Annotated in this window: 19 protein-coding genes; 4 read left to right on the forward strand and 15 right to left on the reverse strand. The window is 71.5% G+C overall.

Annotated elements, in window-relative coordinates:
- Positions 1–102 precede the first annotated feature (102 nt).
- Positions 103–1,260 carry an adenosine deaminase gene (locus tag ACZ7D7_RS02610; protein ID WP_470821732.1) on the reverse strand — a complete coding sequence of 386 codons (1,158 nt, stop codon included), beginning with the start codon at positions 1,258–1,260 and terminating at the stop codon, positions 103–105.
- Positions 1,261–1,382: 122 nt separating this feature from the next.
- Between ACZ7D7_RS02610 and ACZ7D7_RS02615 the strand changes: the two genes are divergently transcribed.
- Entirely contained in the window at positions 1,383–2,144 is a 762-nt protein-coding gene (locus tag ACZ7D7_RS02615) for an alpha/beta hydrolase (protein WP_470821734.1), read from the forward strand.
- A 47-nt stretch (positions 2,145–2,191) separates the two neighbouring features.
- Here ACZ7D7_RS02615 and ACZ7D7_RS02620 read toward each other — a convergent pair whose 3' ends face one another.
- Positions 2,192–3,190, reverse strand: coding sequence for a LysR family transcriptional regulator (locus ACZ7D7_RS02620; protein WP_470821736.1), 999 nt, complete (start codon positions 3,188–3,190; stop codon positions 2,192–2,194).
- 63 nt (positions 3,191–3,253) lie between these two features.
- On the opposite strand from ACZ7D7_RS02620, the gene ACZ7D7_RS02625 reads away from it, so the two are divergent.
- Complete coding sequence (locus ACZ7D7_RS02625; protein WP_470821738.1) at positions 3,254–4,555, forward strand: MFS transporter; 1,302 nt, start codon at positions 3,254–3,256, stop codon at positions 4,553–4,555.
- Positions 4,556–4,750: 195 nt separating this feature from the next.
- The gene (locus ACZ7D7_RS02630) at positions 4,751–5,758 is read left to right on the forward strand and encodes a sigma-70 family RNA polymerase sigma factor (protein WP_470821740.1); all 1,008 of its coding nucleotides are present in this window, start codon (positions 4,751–4,753) and stop codon (positions 5,756–5,758) included.
- Here ACZ7D7_RS02630 and ACZ7D7_RS02635 read toward each other — a convergent pair.
- Complete coding sequence (locus ACZ7D7_RS02635; RefSeq protein WP_470821742.1) at positions 5,651–5,995, reverse strand: STAS domain-containing protein; 345 nt, start codon at positions 5,993–5,995, stop codon at positions 5,651–5,653. The two genes, ACZ7D7_RS02630 and ACZ7D7_RS02635, sit on opposite strands and share 108 nt — an antisense overlap.
- A gap of 181 nt (positions 5,996–6,176) precedes the next feature.
- Between ACZ7D7_RS02635 and ACZ7D7_RS02640 the strand changes: the two genes are divergently transcribed.
- The gene (locus ACZ7D7_RS02640; protein ID WP_470821743.1) at positions 6,177–7,097 is read left to right on the forward strand and encodes an AEC family transporter; all 921 of its coding nucleotides are present in this window, start codon (positions 6,177–6,179) and stop codon (positions 7,095–7,097) included.
- Between the two features lie 7 nt (positions 7,098–7,104).
- Here ACZ7D7_RS02640 and ACZ7D7_RS02645 read toward each other — a convergent pair whose 3' ends face one another.
- The 12 genes from ACZ7D7_RS02645 to ACZ7D7_RS02700 form a co-directional block, all read right to left on the reverse strand.
- Positions 7,105–7,689, reverse strand: a complete 585-nt coding sequence (locus ACZ7D7_RS02645) for a Uma2 family endonuclease (protein ID WP_470821745.1) — start codon at positions 7,687–7,689, stop codon at positions 7,105–7,107.
- 96 nt (positions 7,690–7,785) lie between these two features.
- Positions 7,786–9,069: a thymidine phosphorylase gene (locus ACZ7D7_RS02650; protein WP_470821747.1), complete on the reverse strand. Its 1,284-nt coding sequence runs from the start codon at positions 9,067–9,069 to the stop codon at positions 7,786–7,788.
- Between the two features lie 94 nt (positions 9,070–9,163).
- Positions 9,164–9,556: a cytidine deaminase gene (locus tag ACZ7D7_RS02655; protein ID WP_470821749.1), complete on the reverse strand. Its 393-nt coding sequence runs from the start codon at positions 9,554–9,556 to the stop codon at positions 9,164–9,166.
- Entirely contained in the window at positions 9,553–10,830 is a 1,278-nt protein-coding gene (locus ACZ7D7_RS02660) for an ABC transporter permease (protein WP_470821751.1), read from the reverse strand. The genes ACZ7D7_RS02655 and ACZ7D7_RS02660 overlap by 4 nt, the downstream gene beginning before the upstream one ends.
- A complete protein-coding gene (locus ACZ7D7_RS02665; protein WP_470821753.1) occupies positions 10,827–11,951 on the reverse strand; it encodes an ABC transporter permease in 1,125 nt (374 codons plus the stop codon). Before ACZ7D7_RS02665 ends, ACZ7D7_RS02660 begins: the two co-directional genes overlap by 4 nt.
- Positions 11,951–13,600 (reverse strand): ABC transporter ATP-binding protein, encoded by a 1,650-nt coding sequence (locus ACZ7D7_RS02670; protein ID WP_470822434.1) that lies wholly within the window; start codon positions 13,598–13,600, stop codon positions 11,951–11,953. The genes ACZ7D7_RS02665 and ACZ7D7_RS02670 overlap by 1 nt, the downstream gene beginning before the upstream one ends.
- A gap of 159 nt (positions 13,601–13,759) precedes the next feature.
- Positions 13,760–14,809 (reverse strand): BMP family lipoprotein, encoded by a 1,050-nt coding sequence (locus ACZ7D7_RS02675; RefSeq protein WP_470821754.1) that lies wholly within the window; start codon positions 14,807–14,809, stop codon positions 13,760–13,762.
- Positions 14,810–15,086: 277 nt separating this feature from the next.
- The gene (locus ACZ7D7_RS02680; RefSeq protein WP_470821756.1) at positions 15,087–16,142 is read right to left on the reverse strand and encodes a BMP family lipoprotein; all 1,056 of its coding nucleotides are present in this window, start codon (positions 16,140–16,142) and stop codon (positions 15,087–15,089) included.
- A gap of 295 nt (positions 16,143–16,437) precedes the next feature.
- On the reverse strand, positions 16,438–17,661 hold the full coding sequence (locus tag ACZ7D7_RS02685) for an amidohydrolase (RefSeq protein ID WP_470822436.1): 1,224 nt from the start codon (positions 17,659–17,661) through the stop codon (positions 16,438–16,440).
- A gap of 308 nt (positions 17,662–17,969) precedes the next feature.
- The gene (locus tag ACZ7D7_RS02690) at positions 17,970–19,070 is read right to left on the reverse strand and encodes a hypothetical protein (protein ID WP_470821758.1); all 1,101 of its coding nucleotides are present in this window, start codon (positions 19,068–19,070) and stop codon (positions 17,970–17,972) included.
- A 70-nt stretch (positions 19,071–19,140) separates the two neighbouring features.
- Positions 19,141–20,079 carry an N-acetylneuraminate synthase family protein gene (locus ACZ7D7_RS02695; RefSeq protein WP_470821760.1) on the reverse strand — a complete coding sequence of 313 codons (939 nt, stop codon included), beginning with the start codon at positions 20,077–20,079 and terminating at the stop codon, positions 19,141–19,143.
- Between the two features lie 13 nt (positions 20,080–20,092).
- Complete coding sequence (locus tag ACZ7D7_RS02700; protein ID WP_470821762.1) at positions 20,093–21,370, reverse strand: cytidylyltransferase domain-containing protein; 1,278 nt, start codon at positions 21,368–21,370, stop codon at positions 20,093–20,095.
- Positions 21,371–21,381: the final 11 nt, after the last annotated feature.

A 21,381-nucleotide genomic window follows, 5' to 3' on the forward strand; every position in this document is an offset into this window, starting at 1 on the left:
GTAGTCCATGACCGTAAACAGGGAATGCCGCCCGCCGCAAACATCGAAATGCGGACGGCTTGTGAAAGCCGTCCGCGTTTTCGATCCCGGAAAGGACGCGGCTCAGCCGTCGGATCCCGAAGAACCGCTGGTGGACGCGGCCTGCTGGAACAGCCATTCGGATTTCAGTTCGGCATATCCGGGCTTGATCACGTCATTGATCATGGCGAGTCGTTCATCGAAAGGAATGAACGCTGATTTCATCGCATTGACGGAGAACCACTGCATGTCGTCGAGCGTGTAACCGAACGCTTCGACAAGGTGCTCGAATTCCCGGGACATGCTGGTGTGGGACATCAGGCGGTTGTCCGTGTTGACCGTGGCCCGGAAGTGCAGCCGCCGCAGCAGCCCGATCGGGTGCTCGGCGTACGAGGCGGCGGCGCCGGTCTGGAGGTTGGAGCTGGGGCACAGCTCCAGCGGGATCCGCTTGTCGCGGACGTAGGACGCGAGCCGGCCGAGCTTCACCGTGCCGTCGGCCCCCACCTCGATGTCGTCGATGATGCGCACGCCGTGCCCGAGCCGGTCGGCGCCGCACCACTGGAGGGCCTGCCAGATCGACGGCAGCCCGAAGGCCTCGCCGGCGTGGATGGTGAAGTGGTTGTTCTCGCGCTTGAGGTACTCGAACGCGTCGAGGTGCCGGGTGGGCGGGTAACCGGCCTCGGCGCCCGCGATGTCGAAGCCGACGACGCCCATGTCCCGGTAGCGGTTGGCGAGTTCGGCGATCTCCAGGGCGCGGGCGGCGTGCCGCATGGCGGTGAGCAGGGCGCCGACGCGGATGCGGTGGCCGTTCTCCCGGGCGCGCCGCTCGCCTTCCCGGAAGCCCTCGTTGACGGCCTCGACGACCTCTTCGAGGCCGAGCCCGCCTTCGAGGTGCTGCTCGGGGGCGTAGCGCACCTCGGCGTAGACGACGCCGTCCTCGGCGAGGTCCTCGGCGCACTCGGCGGCGACGCGGACGAGGGCGTCACGGGTCTGCATGACGCCGACGGTGTGCGAGAAGGTCTCCAAGTACCGTTCGAGGGAACCGGAGTCGGCGGCCTCGCGGAACCAGAGGCCGAGCTTCTCCGGATCGGCCTCGGGGAGCTGGGAGTAGCCGGACGCCTGGGCGAGTTCGACGATCGTGCCGGGGCGCAGCCCGCCGTCGAGGTGGTCGTGCAGCAGAACCTTGGGCGCCCGGCGGATCTGGTCCGGCGTCGGGGTCTTCGCGGTGGTCTGGCTCGTCATTGGCGCACTCTACCTCCTACGCGCGTAGATCACCTGTCGGCGGCAGTGTACGAATCCGTCGATACGTAACAGTGACCGGGAGGACCGGTGGCGGACACGCGGTCTTCTGACACTGTTCTGTCATGGCACAGCAAGCGACGCCGGTTCGCAGGGCCCGGCTGGGGAGGGCACTTGGCCCGGAGCCGACGGCGGTGGGTGGGGTGGTGCTGCTGCTCCCGGCCGGTGACGAGGTCTCCAGCCGCAGGCCGTCTCCGCTCCTCGCCACCGCCTCCGTGCGCGCGCTGGGGCGCCGTCTGGCCCGCGCGGGCCGGGACGAGGGCCTCGCGGCACACGTGGTGCACTACCGCTACCGCGGCTGGAACGGCAGTTCGGCGCATCTCGCGAGCGACGCCGAGTGGGCCGCCGACGAGGCCGTACGGCGTTACGGGGACGTCCCCGTGTGCCTGGCCGGCGTCGACATGGGCGGGCGGGCCGCGATGCGCGCGGCCGGGCACGAGGCGGTCACGTCGGTGCTGGCGGTGGCGCCGTGGCTGCCGGAGGACGACGTGGCGGCGCCCCCGGAGCCGGTGAAACAGCTCGTGGGGCGGCGGCTGTTGATCGTGCACGGCACGAACGACGAGCGCATCGACCCGGAGTTGTCGTTCCGGCTGGCGGCGCGGGCGAAGAAGGCGAACCGGGACGTGTGCCGGTTCGAGGTGCACTCGGACCGGCACGGGCTGCACCAGTACCGGGACGAAGTGCTCGCGCTGGCCGAGGACTTCGTGATGGGCGCGCTGTTCGGCAGGCCGTTCTCGCGGCCGGTGGAGGACGCGTTCGCCGCCCCGCCGCCCCTGGGGCTGCGGATGCCGCTGGCCGCCGGGTTCGGGTCGACCTGGCGGCGGTAGGACGCGGACCGGTCGGGGACTCGCCCGAACGGCCCTCCCGAACGGCCCTAGGTGTGCAGGAGGTTGCCCCTCCTGGACAGCAGGAACTTTTTGAAGGCCGCGACCGGCGGGGTGTCCGGGCGTCCGTCGAGCCAGGCCACGCCGATCTCGCGCGCGGCTCTCGGGGCCGTGACCGTCAGTTCCGCGACTCCCGGGCGGGGAAAGGCCGGTGGGGGCAGGAGGGCGACGCCGAGGCCCGCCGCGACCAGACCGCGCAGGGTCTCCGCCTCCTCGCCCTCGAAGGCGACCCGGGGTGTGAAGCCCGCCTCCTTGCAGAGGTCGTCGGTGATGCGGCGCAGGCCGTAGCCGGGCTCCAGGGTCACGAAGGCCTCCTCGGCGGCCTCGGCGAGGCGGACGCGCTTGCGTCCGGCCAGGCGGTGGTCGGCGGGGACGACCAGGCGCAGCTTCTGCTCGTCCAGGCGGCGGGCGACGAGGTCGGGGGCGTCCGGGACCGGGGAGGTCAGGCACAGGTCGAGTTCGCCCGCGCGGAGGCGTTCGAGCATGGCCTCGCCGTAGTTCTGGACGAGGCTGAAGCGGACACGCGGGTGGTCGGCGCGGAAGGCGTGGATGAGGCCGGGGACGGTTTCGGCGCCCATGGTGTGCAGGAAGCCGAAGGCGACCTTGCCGGTGGCGGGGTCGGCGTCGGCGCGGACCTCCTCGGCGGCGCGTTCGACCTCGGCGAGGGCCCGCTCGACGGAGGCGAGGAAGGTGCGGCCGGCGGGCGTCAGGGAGACGGTGCGGCCGCGGCGGGCGAACAGGTCGACGCCGAGGTCCTGTTCGAGGCGGACCACGGCGCGCGACAGCGTGGACTGCGGGACCTGCATCTCCTGCGCGGCGCGCGTGACGTGCTCGGTGCGGGCCACGCCGGCGAAGTAGGCGAGCCGCGGCGCCAGCAGCCTCGCCATGGCGGCCGTGTCCGCCGTACCGGCCGCGCCTGCCGTGTCCGTCATGTCTTCTGTGTCACTGGACTGTGACAGGCGGGACCGTGACCTCTGCTGATGCGCCATGGGAACGATTATGACGATTCCATGCATTGGACGGATCAGTAAAGGGCTTCGTACGTTCTGGGTATGACTCCCGCCAGTACCGGGGCGTCCACGACCGTGGGCGCCGCTCCTTCCGTCTCCCCCGCCTCTGCCTCGATTCCTTCCGCTCCTTCGTCCGACTCCCGGGTGAGTCCCGGCGGGCCGGGCCACCGCCGGATGAGCCTCGCCCTGTTCCTGGCGGGCGTGGCGACCTTCGCCCTGCTGTACTCCACCCAGGCCCTGCTGCCGCTGATCTCCGGCGAGTTCGGCGTGAGCGCGAGCGACGCGAGCTGGACGGTGGCGGCGGCGACGGGCGGCCTGGCGGTGTTCGTCCTGCCGATGAGCGCCCTGTCCGAGCGGTACGGGCGGCGTACGGTCATGACGGCGTCCCTCGCGGTCGCGGTGACCGTCGGGCTGCTGGTGCCGTTCGCGCCCTCGCTGACGGCGCTGGTGGCGCTGCGGGCGGTGCAGGGCGCGGCGCTGGCGGGGCTGCCGGCGTCGGCGACGGCGTACCTGGCGGAGGAGGTCACGCCGAAGGCCCTGATCACGGCGATCGGTCTGTTCGTCGCGGGCAACAGCGTCGGCGGGATGAGCGGCCGGGTCATCACCGGCTGGGTGGCGCAGGAGTGGGGCTGGCGGGTCGCCGTCGGTGTGATCGGCGCGCTCGCGGTGGCGTGCGCGGTGGCCTTCCGGGTGCTGCTGCCCGCCCCGCGGCACTTCCGGCCCGGCTCGCTGCGCCCGCGGGTGCTGGCCCGCACGGTCCGGGGCCATCTGTCGAACCCGCTGCTGCGGCGGCTGTACGCGATCGGCGCGCTGTTCATGACGGTGTTCGGCGGGGTCTACACGGTGATCGGCTACCGGCTGACGCAGGGCCCGTTCGGGCTGGGGCAGGGCATCGTCGGTTCGATCTTCCTGGTGTACCTGGTCGGCACGGTGTCGGCGTCAACGGCGGGGCGTCTGGTGGGCCGGCTGGGCCGGCGGGGCGCGCTGTACGCGGCGGGCGGTACGACGGCGGCGGGCCTGCTGCTGTCCCTGGCGGACTCGCTGGCGCTGGTCCTCGCGGGCCTGGTGCTGATCACGGCGGGCTTCTTCGCGGGGCACGCGGTGGCTTCGTCGGCGGTCAGCAAGACGGCCACGCACGGCCGCGCGCAGGCGTCCGCCCTGTACCAGTCGGCGTACTACATCGGCTCCAGCGCGGGCAGCACGGTCGGCGCCGTCGCCTTCCACGGCGGCGGCTGGGCGGGCACGGTCGGCGTCGGACTGCTGGCGGTGCTCGGCGTCGTGACGATCACGGTGCTCGGCACGCGGGCGGCGCGGTCGCAGCGCCGGCTCGCGACGGCCGCCTGAGCACGCCGTCGGCGGCCCTCTGAACCTGCCTCGGCGTCCGCCCCGGAGCCGGCCGCCGGGGCGCGCGTACCGTATCAGCCGCCCCCCGTCTGACCAGCCGTTTTCGCCAGACAGCAGGCCGTTGTCAGTGGGCTGCGGTAGCTTCCGAAGTGCTGGGCGCAAAGACGCGACGGAAGCCTCAGGGGTGGGTGGACCATGACGAACAGCACGGCGACACCGGAGCTGGACGTAGCGCTGGAGAAGCACCGGACCGAGCTGACCGGGTACTGCTACCGCATGCTCGGCTCGTCCTTCGAGGCGGAGGACGCGGTGCAGGACACCCTGGTGCGCGCCTGGCGCAGCTACGACAAGTTCGAGGGCCGCTCCAGCCTGCGCTCCTGGCTCTACCGCATCGCGACGAACGTGTGCCTGGACATGCTGAACGCGGGCAACAAACGCGCGCGGCCCATCGATCTGACGGAGGCCACGCCGCTCGCCCGGGCGGCCCTCACGCCCCGCCCCGACCACACCTGGCTGGAGCCCATGCCCGACGCGCGCGTGCTGCCGACGGTCGAGGACCCGGCGGAGGCCGCGGTCGCCAAGGAGTCCGTCCGGCTCGCGTTCATGGCCGCGCTGCAGCAACTGCCGCCGAAGCAGCGGGCGGTGCTGATCCTGCGCGAGGTGCTGGCCTGGCGGGCGAGCGAGGTCGCCGAGCTGCTCGACACGTCGGTCGCATCGGTCAACAGCGCCCTCCAGCGGGCCCGTGCCACGCTCGCCGAGCGGGAGGGCGACAAGGGCGCCGACGCGGCCGTGTCCGACCCGCTGGACGAGGAGCAGCGCAAGCTCCTGGAGCGCTACGTCGCGGCCTTCGAGGGCTACGACATGACGGCGCTGACGGCGCTGCTGCACGAGGACGCGATCATGACGATGCCGCCGTTCGACCTGTGGCTGCTGGGGCCGACGGACATGACGGGCTTCATGACGACGCTGGGCGCGTCCTGTGCCGGGTCGCGGCTGCGGCCGGTGGAGGTCAACGGCCTGCCGGGCTTCGCACACTACAAGCCGGACCCGGAGCAGGGCGGGTTCACGCCGTGGGCGGTCCAGGTGCTGGAGATCTCAGACGGGCGGATCTCCGGGCTCCACTGCTTCCTCGACACCCAGCGGTGGTTCCCGCTGTTCGGGCTGCCCCTCCACCTCGAAGCGGAGGCCGACCAGGCCGAGTAGCGCGGGCAGGGCCGGGTCGGGCGCGCGCAGCCTGATCCGGCCGCCGGACCGCTTGGCGGCGAGCTGGAGCCGGGCCAGCAGGTCGACGTGGGCGAGCCCCGGGGGGCCCAGCGCGCCGACGTCGCAGACCACCACACCGGCCCCGGTCTCCTCCAGCCGCGCCCGTATCTCGGCGCACAGCCGGGGCAGCTCCGTCCGGGAGACGGGGCCGGGCAGCACGAGTACGGCGGGTGTCATGGCGTCCACGTACGGTAGACCGGCGCCGCGCCCGCAACTCATCGCGGCCGGCCGGGGCGCGGTCGCGCCGTGAAGGATCACATTGACCCGCGCCCGGCCTTCCCCGGAGGGTTGGGTGTATGCCCCACAGATCACGCCCGCCCGCGTCCGGTCCTGCCCTCCGTCCCGCCGAGGGGGCGTCGTGCAGGGCGTGTTGAGCGGGTTCGCGGTCATCGCGCTGGTGATCGGCGTGGGGTACGTGATCGGGCGGCGGGGGCATCTCGGGGTTCACGGCAGCGAGGTGCTGACGAAGCTCGCGTTCCATGTGGCGTCCCCGGCGCTGCTGTTCACGATGCTCGCGGAGGCGGACCTGTCGGTGGTCTTCTCCTCCCGGCTGCTGGTGACGGCGCTGAGCACGGCTGCGGCGGGGGGCGTGTTCATCGCGGTCGGCGCCGTACGCGGCTGGGGCGTGGGCCGCACGACGATCGGCGCGCTGTGCGCCGGCTACGTCAACTCCGGCAACCTCGGCATCCCCATCGCGGTGTACGTGCTGGGCGACGCGTCGCTGGTGGCGCCGGTGCTGCTGTTCCAGCTGGTCCTGGTGACGCCGGTGGCGCTGACGGTCCTCGACCTGTCCACGGCGGGCGAGCGGGGCCCGCTGTGGCGGCGGCTGCTGACGCCCCTGCGGAACCCGGTCGCGGTGGGGTCGCTGGCCGGGGTGACGGCGTCCGCGACGGGCCTCGCGATACCCGGGCCGGTCATGGACCCGGTGTCCCTGATCGGCAACATGGCGGTCCCGGCGGTCCTGCTCGCCTTCGGCATCTCCCTGCGCGGCAGCACGCTTCCGCTGCGGGGCTCGGAGCGGGGCGCGGTGCTCCTCGCGGTTGCCCTCAAGTCGGTGGGCCAGCCGCTGGCCGCCTGGGCGCTGGCGGCCGGCGTCTTCGGCCTGCGCGGCGACCAGCTCCTCGACGTGGTCGTCACCTCGGCACTCCCGGCCGCGCAGAACCTCTTCACCTACGCGAGCAGCTACCGCGTGGGCGAGGTCCTGGCCAGGGAGGCGATCCTGCTGTCGACGGCGGCCTCGGTCCCGGTCCTGGTGGTCGTGGCGACGGTGCTGGGGTGAACCCGCGTCAGTCGAGGGGGAACTCGCCGGTGTCGACGACCACGTCGAAGGGGGCGGGGATCTTCAAGGGCTCGCCGAACTTGGCCGTGCCCAGCGGGCGGTAGACATCGCCCCTCGGCTCTCCGTACAGCGTGGCGGACGGGCCCTCGGGAGCCCAGCGGTCCACGAGCAGGTAGAACGGAATGCCGGCCGCGGCGTAGGCCGCGGGCTTGCTGATGCGGTCGTGGCGCGCGTTGGACCTGGAGGTGACCTCGACGACGAGTTCGGCCAACGCCGCAGGAATATGGCTGTCCGACTCCATGTGCTCCCGCACCGGAGCCACTACGAGGTCCGGGATGAGCATTCCCAGACGCGAGGGAACGGCGATGGACAGTGTCTGGAAGATCCCCCAGTCCTCGGGGATCACGGAGTAGAGGCGACGCTGGATGCGATCCGTGATCACATTGTGGCGGTAAGCGGGAGACGGTGACACGGTGATGATCCCCTCGATGATCTCCACCTTGCTGCCCTCGGGCCATTCCATCTCCTCCCAGAACCGGACGAGGCTGTCCCAGCTCTGCTCGGGGTCCTGGCTCACGGTGAGTGCGCTCATGGCGGTTCTCCTATCGGTGCGTCACCGAGTCCAGCATGCCGAACGGGACCGATGATGGTCCACCGGTCCCGTTCACCCGAACGAGGAAAGTCCAGGTCAGGCGATACGTTCCAGCACTACTGGGCGCGATGTGAACTCCGTGTCCGGGCCCGCGATGTCGTACGAGCCCGTGACCGCCTCCAGGGCGTAGTCGAAGCGTTCCGGGGTGTCCGTGTGGAGGGTGAGGAGGGGCTGGCCCTCGCGGACCGTGTCGCCCGGCTTGGCGTGGAGTTCGACGCCGGCGCCCGCCTGCACCGGGTCCTCCTTGCGGGCGCGGCCCGCGCCGAGGCGCCAGGCGGCGACGCCGATGTCGTAGGCGTCGAGGCGGGTCAGGACGCCGGAGGCGGACGCCTTCACCACGTGCTGTTCCTTCGACGTCGGCAGCGGCGCGTCCGGGTCACCGCCCTGGGCCGCGATCATGCGGCGCCACACGTCCATCGCCGAGCCGTCGGCCAGGGCCTTCGCCGGGTCGGCGTCCTTGATGCCCGCCGCGTCCAGCATCTCGCGGGCCAGGGCGAGGGTCAGCTCGACCACGTCCGCGGGGCCGCCGCCGGCCAGGACCTCCACCGACTCGCGGACCTCCAGGGCGTTGCCGGCCGTGCGGCCGAGCGGGGTCGACATGTCCGTGAGGAGCGCGACCGTGTTCACGCCGTGGTCCGTGCCGAGGCCGACCATCGTGGAGGCCAGCTCGCGGGCGTCGTCCAGGGTCTTCATGAAGGCGCCGGTGCCGACCTTCACGTCGAGGACGAGGGAACCGGTGCCCTCCGCGATCTTCTTGGACATGATCGAGGAGGCGATCAGCGGGATCGCCTCGACCGTGCCGGTGACGTCCCGCAGGGCGTAGAGCTTCTTGTCCGCCGGGGCGAGGCCGTCGCCCGCCGCGCAGATCACCGCGCCCACGCCGTCGAGGACGCTCAGCATCTCCTCGTTGGACAGCAGCGCGCGCCAGCCCGGGATCGACTCCAGCTTGTCGAGGGTGCCGCCGGTGTGGCCGAGGCCGCGGCCGGACAGTTGCGGGACGGCGGCGCCGCAGGCCGCGACGAGCGGGGCGAGCGGCAGGGTGATCTTGTCGCCGACGCCGCCGGTGGAGTGCTTGTCGGCGGTCGGCCGGGACAGCGACGAGAAGTCCATGCGCTCGCCGGAGGCGATCATCGCCGCCGTCCAGCGGGCGATCTCACGGCGGTTCATGCCGTTGAGCAGGACGGCCATGGCGAGGGCCGACATCTGCTCGTCGGCGACCTCCCCGCGGGTGTAGGCGTCGATGACCCAGTCGATCTGCTCGTCACTGAGCTCGCCGCGGTCCCGCTTGGCGCGGATGACGGAGATGGCGTCCATGGCCATGACTTCCTTCCGGGGTGCGAAACGCACAACCGAGTGTGCGAAAAGGGCGCGGCCCCTCCGAGCACCTGACCAGCTCGGAGGGGCCGCCGTGGGGTTACTTGCCGAGGTATTCGGGTCCGAAGGCCTGCGGCAGCATGCGGGACAGCGGCAGGATGCCCTCCGGGGTCTCCAGCAGCAGCTCGGGGCCGCCGAACTCGTACAGCAGCTGACGGCAGCGGCCGCACGGCACGAGGACCTCGCCGCGGCCGTCGACGCAGGTGAAGTGCGTCAGCCGGCCGCCGCCGGTGCGGACCAGCTCCGAGACCAGTCCGCACTCGGCGCACAGCCCGATGCCGTAGGAGGCGTTCTCGACGTTGCAGCCGGTCACCGTGCGTCCGTCGTCGACCCGGGCGGCGACGCCGACCGGGAAGCCCGAGTACGGCGCGTACGCGCGGGACATGGCCTCCCGGGCCGCGTCCCGCAGGCTCCCCCAGTCGACGTCGGTCACTTGCCCTGTCCCTTCCGGTACGGCATGCCGTTCGCCCGCGGCATCCGCAGCCGCTGCGCGGACAGCGCGAGCACGACCAGCGTGATGACGTACGGCGTGGCGGAGACGACCTGGTTGGGGACCTCGTTGGTGCCGGCGTACCAGGCGAACACGAGGGCGCCGACGACCACGGTGATCGCGGCCTGGACGTACTTCTTGCGGATCACCAGCCAGATCGCGCCGATGAGCAGCAGGATCGCGCCGAGCAGCAGCAGCGCGTGCACGTTGGCGGAGCCGCCGCGCAGGTTGAGGCTGTCGGTGTAGCCGAACAGGCCGGCGCCGATGGCGAGGCCGCCCGGCATCCAGTTGCCGAAGATCATCGCGGCGAGGCCGATGTAGCCGCGGCCGCTGACCTGGCCCTCCAGGTAGAAGGGGTTGGCGACGATGGCGAGGAAGACGCCGCCGAGGCCGGCCAGCCCGCCGGAGATGATCACGGCCAGGTACTTGTACTTGTAGACGTTGACGCCGAGGGACTCGGCGGCGACCGGGTTCTCGCCGCAGGAGCGCAGCCGCAGGCCGAACGGCGTGCGCCACAGCACCCACCAGGTGCCGGGGATCAGCGCGACGGCGACCAGGGTCAGCCAGGACACGTTGGTGACCAGGCCGCCGAGCAGGCCGGCGATGTCCGAGACGAAGAACCAGCCCTTGGCGTTGAGGTCGCGCAGCGCGTCGGAGAGTCCGGGCACGGTGAAGTGGCCGAGGGACTCCACCGCCGGGGACTGCTTGGCGGAGCCGCCCTGGTGGCCCTCGAAGGCGAGGGGCGCGAGGTAGCGGGTGGCGCCGAGGGCGAGGATGTTGATGGCCACACCGGAGACGATGTGGTTGACGTTGAAGGTGACGGTGACGAGGGCGTGCAGCAGGCCGCCGAGCGCGCCGCCGGCGATGCCGACGAGGACGCCGGTCCACGGGCCCCACTGGAAGCCGGCCCAGGCACCGAACCAGGTGCCGAGGATCATCATGCCCTCGAGGCCGATGTTGACGACGCCCGCGCGCTCGGCCCACAGGCCGCCGAGACCGGCGAGGCCGATGGGCACGGCGAGCTGGAGGGCGGTGGACATCTGGCTGACGTTCGTGATGCCGTCCGCGCCGGTGATGATGCGGACGATCGAGGTCAGCGCCAGGGCGCCGGCGATGATCAGCAGCACGACGGGCAGCGACAGGCGGCGGCCGGTCGGCGCCGCGGGCTGCAGCGAGGGCTGGTTGACGTCGATCGCCGAGGTCGAGGACGTGGTCATCGGCCAGCCACCTCCTTCTGGGTGTTGTCGGTGGCGCCGAGGACGTGACCGGCGGCCAGTTCGGCGCCGACCTGACGCTGCTGGCGGCGCAGGCCCCATTCGCGTACGGCTTCGTAGGAGACGACGACCGCGAGGACGATCACGCCCTGCATGATGACGGCGATCTCCTTGTCGTAGCCGTGGAAGTCCAGCTCGGGCGACGCCTTGTCGAGCCAGGCCCACAGCAGGGCGGCGAAGGCGATGCCGACCGCGCTGTTGCGGCCGAGCAGGGCGATGCCGATACCGAGGAAGCCGATGCCGGTGGGGAAGCTGCGGCTGAAGGTGTGGGTGTCGCCCATCAGGATCGGCAGGCCCGCGAGACCGGCGACGGCGCCGGAGATCAGCAGGGCGGTGAGCACCATGCGCTTGGGGTCGACGCCGCTGGCCGCGGCGGCGGTCTGGGAGGCGCCGGAGGCGCGCAGGTCGAAGCCGAAGCGGGTGCGGTTGAGGACGACCCAGTAGCCGAGGCCGAGGAGGGCGGCGAGGACGACCAGGCCGTAGATCTCGCCGGCCTCGCCCATGTCGATGCCGGGGACCCAGCCGGACTCGGACATCGCGCCGGTGGTGCTGTTGTTGCCGACCTTCTCGCCGAAGACGTTGGGCAGCCACATGTAGGAGATGAGGGAGACGGCGACCGCGTTCAGCATGATCGTCGCGACGACCTCGCTGACTCCGCGGGTGACCTTGAGGACACCCGCGATGCCGGCCCACAGCGAGCCGGTGAGTGCGGCGGCGAGGAGCAGCAGCGGGATCTGGACGAACGACGGCAGGTCCATGTGGGCGCCGACGATCGCGGCGATCATGGCGCCGAGCTGATACTGGCCGTCGACGCCGATGTTGAACAGGTTCATCCGGAAGCCGATGGCCACCGCGAGCGCCGCGATGTAGTACATCGAGGCCTGGTTGATGATCAGAACCTGGATGTCGGAGAACGTGGCCTGCTCGAACATGATCGAGAACGGTTCGATCGGGTTCTTGCCGGACGCGACCAGCACGATCGCGCTCAGCACGAAGGCCACGGCGAGCGCGATGACCGGGCCGGCCAGCGCGAGGAGCACGCGCTCCTTGTCGAACTTCTTCATCAGCGGGCCTCGTCTTCCGGAGACTCGGGAGCCTTGCGGACCTGGGAGGTGCCGGGCGTCTCGGGGGTCTCAGGGGTCTCGGGTGTCTCGTCGTGTTCCAGGTGACCGGACGCGGCACCGGTCATGGCCGAGCCGAGTTCCTCCGGGGTGATGGTGGCGGGGTCGGCGTCGGCGACCAGCTTGCCGTTGTAGATCACGCGGAGGGTGTCGGACAGGCCGATCAGCTCGTCGAGGTCGGCGGAGATCAGCAGCACGGCCAGGCCCTCGCGGCGCGCCTCGCGGATGTGGTCCCAGATCGCGGCCTGCGCGCCGACGTCCACACCGCGCGTGGGGTGCGCGGCGATGAGGAAGCGCGGCTCGTGGCTCATCTCGCGGCCGACGATCAGCTTCTGCTGGTTGCCGCCGGACAGGGAGGCGGCGGTGACGTCGATGCCGGGGGTGCGGACGTCGTACGTGGTGACGATCCGGCGGGTGTCCTCCTGGGCGGCCTTCGGGTCGATCCAGATGCCCTTGGCGTTGGGCTTCTCGGTGACGTGGCCGAGGATGCGGTTCTCCCAGAGGGGCGCCTCCAGCAGCAGGCCGTGGCGGTGGCGGTCCTCGGGGATGTAGCCGATGCCCTCCTCGCGGCGGCGGCGGGTGGGCCAGGACGTGATCTCGTCCTCGGCCAGCCGGATGGTGCCGGAGTCGGCGGACCTGAGGCCGATGAGCGCGTCGACGAGCTCGGTCTGGCCGTTGCCCTCGACGCCGGCGATGCCCAGGACCTCGCCGGCGTGGATGGTGAAGGTGATGTCGTCGAGCAGGGCCTTGCCGCCCGGCGCGACGAGGCGCAGCTTGTCGACGGTGATGACGGGCCGGTCGGTGACCGTGGACTCGGCCGTCTCGGGCGTCGGGAGCTCGCTGCCGACCATCATCTCGGCGAGCTGACGGGGCGTCGTCTCGGCGGGGACGGCCGTGCCGACGGTCGTGCCGCGCCGGATGACGGTGATCTCGTCGGCGACGGACAGGACTTCGCCGAGCTTGTGCGAGATGAAGATGACGGACAGGCCCTCGGAGCGCAGTTCGCGCAGGTTGACGAAGAGTGCCTCCACCTCCTGCGGGACGAGCACGGCGGTCGGCTCGTCGAGGATGAGGGTGGTGGCGCCGCGGTAGAGGACCTTGAGGATCTCGACGCGCTGGCGGGCGGCGACGCCGAGTTCCTCGACCAGGCGGTCGGGCTCCACGCCGAGGCCGTAGCGCTCGGAGATCTCCTTGATGCGGCGGCGGGCCTTCGCGCCGATGCCGTGCAGCTTCTCGCTGCCGAGCACGACGTTCTCGAGCACGGTGAGGTTGTCGGCGAGCATGAAGTGCTGGTGCACCATGCCGATGCCGCGGGAGATGGCGTCGGCCGGCGACGAGAAGGTGACCTGCTCGCCGTCGACGCTGATGGTGCCCTCGTCCGGCTTCTGCATGCCGTAGAGGATCTTCATCAGGGTCGACTTGCCGGCGCCGTTCTCGCCGACCAGGGCGTGGACGGTGCCCTTGCGGACGGTGAGGTGGATGTCGTGGTTGGCCACGACGCCCGGGAATCGCTTGGTGATCCCGGCGAGCTCGACGGCGGTCGTACCGGCTGCCGCCGCCGCTCCGGCCGGAGGGCTGCTGGACGCGTTGATGGCGCACTCTCCTGGGGACGGGGGTCGTCTACGCGCGTAGCGCCCCTACGGCATCGAATGGGGTGACGACCGAGACAACGGGGCACAGGGAGGCGAGCCTCCCCGTACCCCGTTGAGCGGACGTAACCCCGGGGTTACACGCTGCTCGAAGTCGTGCTGTCAGCTGCTCTTGACCTTGACCTCGCCGCTGATGATCTTCTTCTTGGCGTCTGCGACCGCCTTCTGGAGCTCGGCGTTCCCCTTGAACTCCGGGTTGGAGTCGGAGAGGCCGACCTCGCCGGTCTTCAGATCGCCCCTGACGATACCGGTCTGAGGCTTGCCGTCCTCGACCGACTTCGCCAGGTTGTAGACCGCCTTGGCGACGTCCTTCATCGCCGAGGTGAGGATCGAGTCCTTGAACTTGGCGAGGGCTTCCTGCTTGTACTGGTCGGAGTCGACGCCGATCGCCCACACCTTGTTGGCGGCCGCGGCCTCGATCACGCCCTGGCCGGACAGACCGGCCGCCGCGTACACGACGTCGGCCTTCTTCTCGATCTGGCCCTCGGCGGCCGCCCTGCCCTTGTCGGGGCTGGAGAATCCGCCCTCCTCGGCCGTCTGGGTGAGGTACTGCGAGAGCACCTTGGCCTTGGGGTTGGTGTCCTTCACGCCCTGCGCGAAGCCCGCCTGGAACTTGTGGATCAGCGGGATGTCCACACCGCCGACGAAGCCCACCACATTGGTCTTGGTGGACTTGGCGGCCGCGACGCCGGCGAGGTAGGAGGCCTCTTCCTCGGAGAAGACGAGGTCGGCGACGTTCTTCGCCTCGACGGTGGAGTCGTCCACGATGCCGAAGGTGGTGTCGGGGAACTTCTCCGCGGCGCCCTTGATGGCGGCGGCGTACGCGTAGCCCACGCCGATCACCGGGTTGTGGCCCTGCTTGGCCAGCGACTCCAGGCGCTGCTGCTTGTCGGCGTCGGTCTCGCCCTCGGTGGGCTCGACGTCGGCCGTGTCGTAACCGAACTCCTTCGCCGCCCGCTCCAGGCCCGCGTACGCGGCGTCGTTGAAGGACTGGTCGCCCTTGCCGCCGACGTCGTACGCGATGGCGAGGCCCTTGTCGCCCTTCGACTCCGACGATCCGGCGGAGGTCGAGGTGCCGCCGCAGGCGGACAGCGCGAGGGCCAGGGAGGCGGTCGCTGCGCCTGCGACCGTGATCCGGGAAATCCGGCGCATGGTGTGGTGCTCCTGTCGTACAAGCGCCGGACGGTTCAGCTTCACAGCTACGGCGCTGGCTTCGCCGCAGATTAACGCGCGTAGACCTGCCTGAAAACCCCTTCTGTCCACCTTGTTATGCGCCCGTGGCCTAGCGCGCCGGGAGGCCGATCACGACCTTGCCGACCGCAAACGCGGGGTGGCGCTCGGTGACGTGAGGGAGGGTCCGGGACGCGCGAAGCGGGCGAGCGCCCAGGGGTCGCTCGCCCGCTTCGTGGATCCTCGTGACCCGGCCGTACTACTCGGTCTTCACCTTGATGTCGCCGGCGATGATGCCTTCCTTGGCCTTGGCGACCGCGTCCTTGAGACCCGCGATCTTGGCGAACTCGGGGTTGCTCTCGGACAGGCCGACGCCGTTCACCTTCAGGTCGAAGGTCTGCGTGCCGGTCAGCGGCTTGCCGTCCTCGACGGACTTGGCGAGGGCGTACACCGCGCCGCCGACGTCCTTGAGGGCGGAGGTCAGGATGCTGCCCTTGTACGCCGACAGCGCCGCCTGCTGGTACTGGTCGGAGTCGACACCGATCGCCCAGACCTTCGCCTTGGCCGCGGCCTCGATGACGCCCTGGCCGGACAGGCCGGCCGCCTGGTAGACGACGTCGGCCTTCTTCTCGATCTGGCCCTCGGCGGCGGCCTTGCCCTTGTCGGGGCTGGAGAAGCCACCCTCCTCGGCCGTCTGGGTCAGGTACTGCGAGACGACCTTGACCTTGCCGCCGCTGGTGTCCTGGACGCCCTGCTTGTAGCCCGCCTCGAACTTGTGGATCAGCGGGATGTCCACGCCGCCCACGAAGCCGACGGTGTTGGTCTTGGTGGCCTTGGCCGCCGCGACACCGGCGAGGTACGAGGCCTGCTCCTCGGCGAAGACGAGGGACGAGACGTTCTCGCCCTCGACGACGGAGTCCACGATGCCGAAGGTGGTCTTCGGGTACTTCTTGGCCACGGCCTCCATGGCGGGGCCGTAGGCGAAGCCCACGCCGATGACCGGGTTGTAGCCCTGCTTGGCGAGCGACGCGAGGCGCTGCTCCTTGTCGGCGTCGGTCTCACCCTCGGTGGGCTCGATGTCGGCGGTCTTGTAGCCGAACTCCTTCTCGGCCTTCTGCAGCCCGGCGTACGCGGCGTCGTTGAAGGACTGGTCGCCCCTGCCGCCGATGTCGTACGCGATGGCGAGGCCCTTGGCGCCCTTGGTGCCGTCGCCTTCGCCGCCGCTGTCACTGCTGGTTCCGCCGCAGGCCGTGGCGGCCAGCGCGAGCGACGCGACCCCCACCGCGACGCGAGTCAGTTTGGTTGTCCGACGCATTGTGAAGTTCCCCATTCTCCGAGCCCCGCCGTGGGTGCTGAGTTCGGCGCACATTAACGCGCGTAGACACTTCTGGGAACGGGGTTCCGCCGGGCTGTTATCCATTCGTGCCGATGGCCGGTTACGGCCTTGTGAACCACCGGAATGGATGGACGCCCGGGACGAGGGTGCGCCTGCTCGACCCCGCACGGCGTCAGGCTCTCTCGCCCCGGTGCCGGCCGCAACCGGAGTGCGCGCATCCGGTGACGGCCGGGGCAGCCCCGCGGCCCCCTGCTCCTGGGCCCCTACTGGGCCCCTACTGGGCCGCGTCGAGCAGCGCGGCGGCCGTGAACAGTTCCACGCCCACGTCGATCGCGGACTCGTCGGCGTCGAAGTCGCCCTGGTGGAGGTCGCGCACGAGGCGCTCCCCCGGGGTCCGCACGCCGAGCCGCGCCATGGCGCCCGGCACGTGCTCCAGGTACCAGGAGAAGTCCTCGCCGCCCAGGCTCTGCTCGGTCCCCTCGACGGAGTGCACGCCGCGCCGGGCGATCATGGCGTCCCGCAGCAGGTCGGCGACGTCGGGGTCGTTGACCACGGGCGGCACGCCGCGGATGTAGTCGATCTGCGGCTTGGCGCCGTGCAGGTTGGCGACCTCGTCGATCGCGGCTACCAGCAGGTCCGGGGCCTGCCGCCAGGCCTCGATGTCCAGGCAGCGCACGGTTCCGGACAGTTCGGCGTGCTGCGGGATGACGTTCGGGGCGTGCCCCGACTCGATGCGGCCCCAGGTGACGGCGACGCCGCTGCGGCTGTCGACGCGCCGCGCGATCAGGGCGGGCACGTCGACGGCGACCCGGGCGGCGGCCGTGACCAGGTCGGTCGTCAGGTGCGGCCGGGCGGTGTGGCCGCCGGGGCCGTCCAGGGCGACTTCGAGGCGGTCGCAGGCCGAGGTGATCGCGCCGTGCCGCAGGCCGATCTTCCCGGCGTCCACGCGGGGGTCGCAGTGCACGGCGACGATCCGGGCCACGCCGTCGAGGACGCCGCACTCGACGGCGTCGGCGGCGCCGCCCGGCAGCACCTCCTCGGCGGGCTGGAAGATCAGCCGCACCGGACGCGGCAGCAGGCCCGCCCGGTGCAGGCCGGCCAGCACGAGCCCGGTGCCCAGCACGACGGTGGTGTGCACGTCGTGACCGCAGGCGTGCGCCCGGTCCGGCACCGTCGAGCGGTACGGGCACTCACTCTTCGTGTCCGGGATGGGCAGGCCGTCGATGTCGGCCCGCAGCGCGAGCATGCCGGGGCCGGGGTCGAGCCCCTCGCCGATGTCGCACACGAGTCCGGTGCCGCCGGCCAGGACGCGCGGCCTGAGGCCGGCCTGCTCGAGCCGGGCCTTGATCGCGGCGGTGGTGCGGAACTCCTGGTTGCCGAGCTCCGGGTGCATGTGCAAGTCACGCCGAAACACCACAAGCTCGGCGCGCAGCTCCGCGGGGAGCGTGCCGGGAAGCAGGGCTCCCGCGGGGAGGTCGGCCTCGGACTCTGGAGACATCAGTTGCTTCACCCTCTGAAGGGTAGGACGCCGGAGCCGTCGACCGGGTCGCGATCAACAAAACTTCAACCCGTTCGGGAAGAAAAAACGACCGGCCGACGCATAGCTGTCGAGCGGGGTGGGTAAACTGCCCGACTTTCTCACGGCTTGGATCATGCCCGCGACGGAGAGTGACCCACCCTCTCCCCTCACAGGTACCACGGCCCGCGCGCCCCATCCCGGCGATGTTCACCCATTGGACATCGCGGTGACCACGCGCGGCGCGTCGCGCGGATCCGGCCGCGCCCGGGGCCGGCCCGCGCCCGGCGTCAGCCCGCGCTGACCGCCGCCAGCCGGTCCACTCCCCGGGCGGTGCCCGTGACGCCGGACAGGAAGCCGCGGGCCCGGGGCGACGCCCCCCGGGTCAGCCACGCGGGGTCGATGTCGCACACGGCGACGCGCACCTCGGTGCCGACGAGGGCCAGCGGCAGGGTGTGGACCACGGTCGAGGGGAAGCTGAGGATGGTGCGGCCGATCGGGCCGCGGCGGGCGATGAGCTCCAGCGGCAGGTCCGGCCGGACGACCTCCAGGCCCGTGTCCACGGCCAGCCGGTGCAGTTTCTCGGCGCTCTCCCTGCGGTGGGCGAAGTAGCGCGTGGCGCCGTGCGCCTTGGCGAGCGCCCGTACGGCGTCCAGGTACCGCTCGCCGTCCACGACCCCGGTCTCCACCAGGGACGTGCCCACCATGTCGGCGCCCTTGGTGATGCGGGGCGGGCCGAACCGGGCGCGGGTCCAGCCGAAGTCGTTCGCGGTGACGGTGACACCGCGCGGGGTCTCCTCGATCGGCATCGAGGAGAAGACCCGCACCGCGCGCCCCTCGCCGGGGGTCAGGCGCCGCCGGGCCGCGGACGACACCGGCGCGAACACCAGGTCGCGCGGTCCCGGCCGGCCGCCCTTGCGGTGCCAGCGCACGAGGCGCTCACCGCGGGCGAGCTGGCCGACGAACTCCATGGTCGCGGTGCCGTCGTCGACGACGACCAGTTCGGTCGCCCGGGTGATGGTCAGCAGGAGCTGCACGTACCGCGAGAAGGGGTCGCCCAGCACGACGCGGCCGGCCCGGCGGAGCATCCCCGCCAGGCCGCCGATCGTGCGCAGCGGTGCCGCCGCACCGCCGCGCGCCTCCTCCCAGCGGACCTCGTAGCCCTCCTGGCGGGCCAGCTCGGACATGCGCCGCAGCTGGCCCCGGGTCATCGGGTCGTTCGGCGACAGCACCACGAGGGTGACCCCCGCGCGCGCCGCCGCGCTCCCGCCCCCGCCGTCCCCCGCGTCCGGGGCGTGCGCGTGCGCCCACTCCAGCACGTTCAGCAGCTGTACCGGGCTCTCGACGAAGGCGAGAGTGTGGGGGCCGGCATTCCCGGCGCGGGGGCTCATCGGCGTTACGACCGTCCCGTCTGGGGCGTCAGGGCGTGGGGGTTGTGGTGGTGCGGGGTCGCGGCGGGGCTCAGACGCCGACCGGCTCGCCCGCGGCGTCGGCGATCTCCGCCTCGGCGACGACACCGGCGACGCGGCGCAGCTTCTTCATCGGGCCGAGCTCGGACTCGTAGACCTTCTTGACGCCGTCGCCGAGGGAGGCCTCGATGGTGCGGATGTCGCGCACCAGGCGCTGCAGGCCCTGCGGCTCGACGGAGGCGGCCTGGTCGGAGCCCCACATGGCGCGGTCCAGGGTGATGTGGCGCTCGACGAAGACGGCGCCGAGGGCGACGGCGGCGAGCGTGGTCTGCAGGCCGGTCTCGTGGCCGGAGTAGCCGATCGGGACGTTCGGGTACTCCTTCTCCAGCGTGTTGATCACGCGGAGGTTCAGCTCCTCGGCCACCGACGGGTAGGTCGAGGTGGCGTGGCACATGAGGATGTTCTCCGAGCCCAGGACCTCGACGGCGTGGCGGATCTGCTTCGGCGTCGACATGCCGGTGGAGAGGATGACCGTGCGGCCGGTGGCGCGCAGGGCGCGCAGCAGCTCGTCGTCGGTGAGCGAGGCGGAGGCGACCTTGTGGGCCGGGAGGTCGAACTTCTCCAGGAAGGCGACGGCCTCGGTGTCCCACGGGGAGGCGAACCAGTCGATGTTCTTGGACTTGCAGTACTCGTCGATCTGGCGGTACTCGTCCTCGCCGAACTCCACGCGGTGGCGGTAGTCGATGTAGGTCATCCGGCCCCAGGGGGTGTCGCGCTCGATGTCCCACTGGTCGCGCGGGGTGCAGATCTCCGGGGTGCGCTTCTGGAACTTGACCGCGTCGCAGCCGGCCTCGGCGGCCGCGTCGATCAGCTTGAAGGCGTTCTCGAGGTCGCCGTTGTGGTTGATGCCGATCTCGCCGCAGATGTAGACGGGGCGGCCGGGGCCGACCTCACGCGAACCGAAGGTGCGCAGACGGGAGTTGGTGCTCATGTCAGGGAGTTCCTTACTTGGTGAGGGAATCGAGAGAGTCGAGCGAGGGTCCGAGAATCCAGCCGGCGATCTCTCGGATCGCGCCGTCGCCACCGGGGACGGTGGTGACCGCGCGTGCGGCGCCGCGCACGACGTCGTGGGCACTTCCGACCGCCACGGGCCAGCCGACGAGGGCGAAGCACGGGAGGTCGTTGACGTCGTTGCCGACGTAGAGCACGCGCTCCGGCGCGATGCCCTGCTCCTCGCACCACTGCTTCAGTGCGAGGTCCTTGCGGTCGATGCCGTGCAGGACCGGGATCTGCAGCTTCCGGGCCCGGGCGGCGACGACCGGGTTCTGCTCCGTGGAGAGGATGAGCATCTTCAGCCCGCTCTTGCGCAGGGCGGCGATGCCGAGTCCGTCTCCGCGGTGCACGGAGACGAACTCCCGTCCATCGGCGTCGATCAGCACCCGGTCGTCCGTCTGGGTGCCGTCGAAGTCCAGTACGACCGCGTCGATGTCGTCGGCGGTCGGGAGGGCGCCGGGCCGCGTGGCGTCGAAGAGCGGCGCCAGCGCGCGGGCCCGGGCGAGGTCGTGCGGGTCGTCGATCTCCAGGACCCGCGCCGGGTCGGTGCGCACCAGTTCGGTGCGGCCGAAGAAGCGGTGCTGGTGCTTGCGGAAGCCGGCCGCGTCCATGGCGTAGGCGGCGCCGGTCTCCAGCAGGTCCTGGGGGCGGTCCTGGCGGCGCGGCCGGTACGCCTTGTCGTGGTTGACGCCGTAGCCGCCGCCGGTCTCGGCGTCGGCCTCGGCGACGCTGCCCGCGGTGACGGCGGCGTCGTCGGTGTCGCGCCAGATGAAGCCGTGGAAGGGCGCCACGGTCACCGCCGTGTCCGCGCCGTTCTCGACGACGGCCGCGGCGACGCCGTCCACGTCCTCGCGGACGATGAACGGGCTGGTGCACTGCACGAGGAGGACCGCGTCGACGGCGGAGCCGTGCAGCGCCTCGTGGGCGTCCATGGCGTGCAGGACGGCTGCCTCGGAGGTGGCGGTGTCCCCGGCGATGGCGGCGGGCCGCAGCACCACCTCGGCGCCGGCCTCCCGGGCGGCGGCGGCGATGGCCTGGTCGTCGGTGGAGACCACGACGTCCGTGACGAGCCGGGAGGCCAGGCACTCGCGCACGGCGCGGGACACCAGGGGCACGCCGCCGACGGGGGCGAGGTTCTTCGCGGGCACGCCCTTGGAGCCGCCGCGCGCGGGGATCACCGCGAGCACGCGGCGCACCGAAGCGCCGTGTCCCGCTTCCGGGTTGGACATGGGCTGTACTC

It is taken from the genome of Streptomyces sp. NPDC037054, from assembly GCF_055606745.1.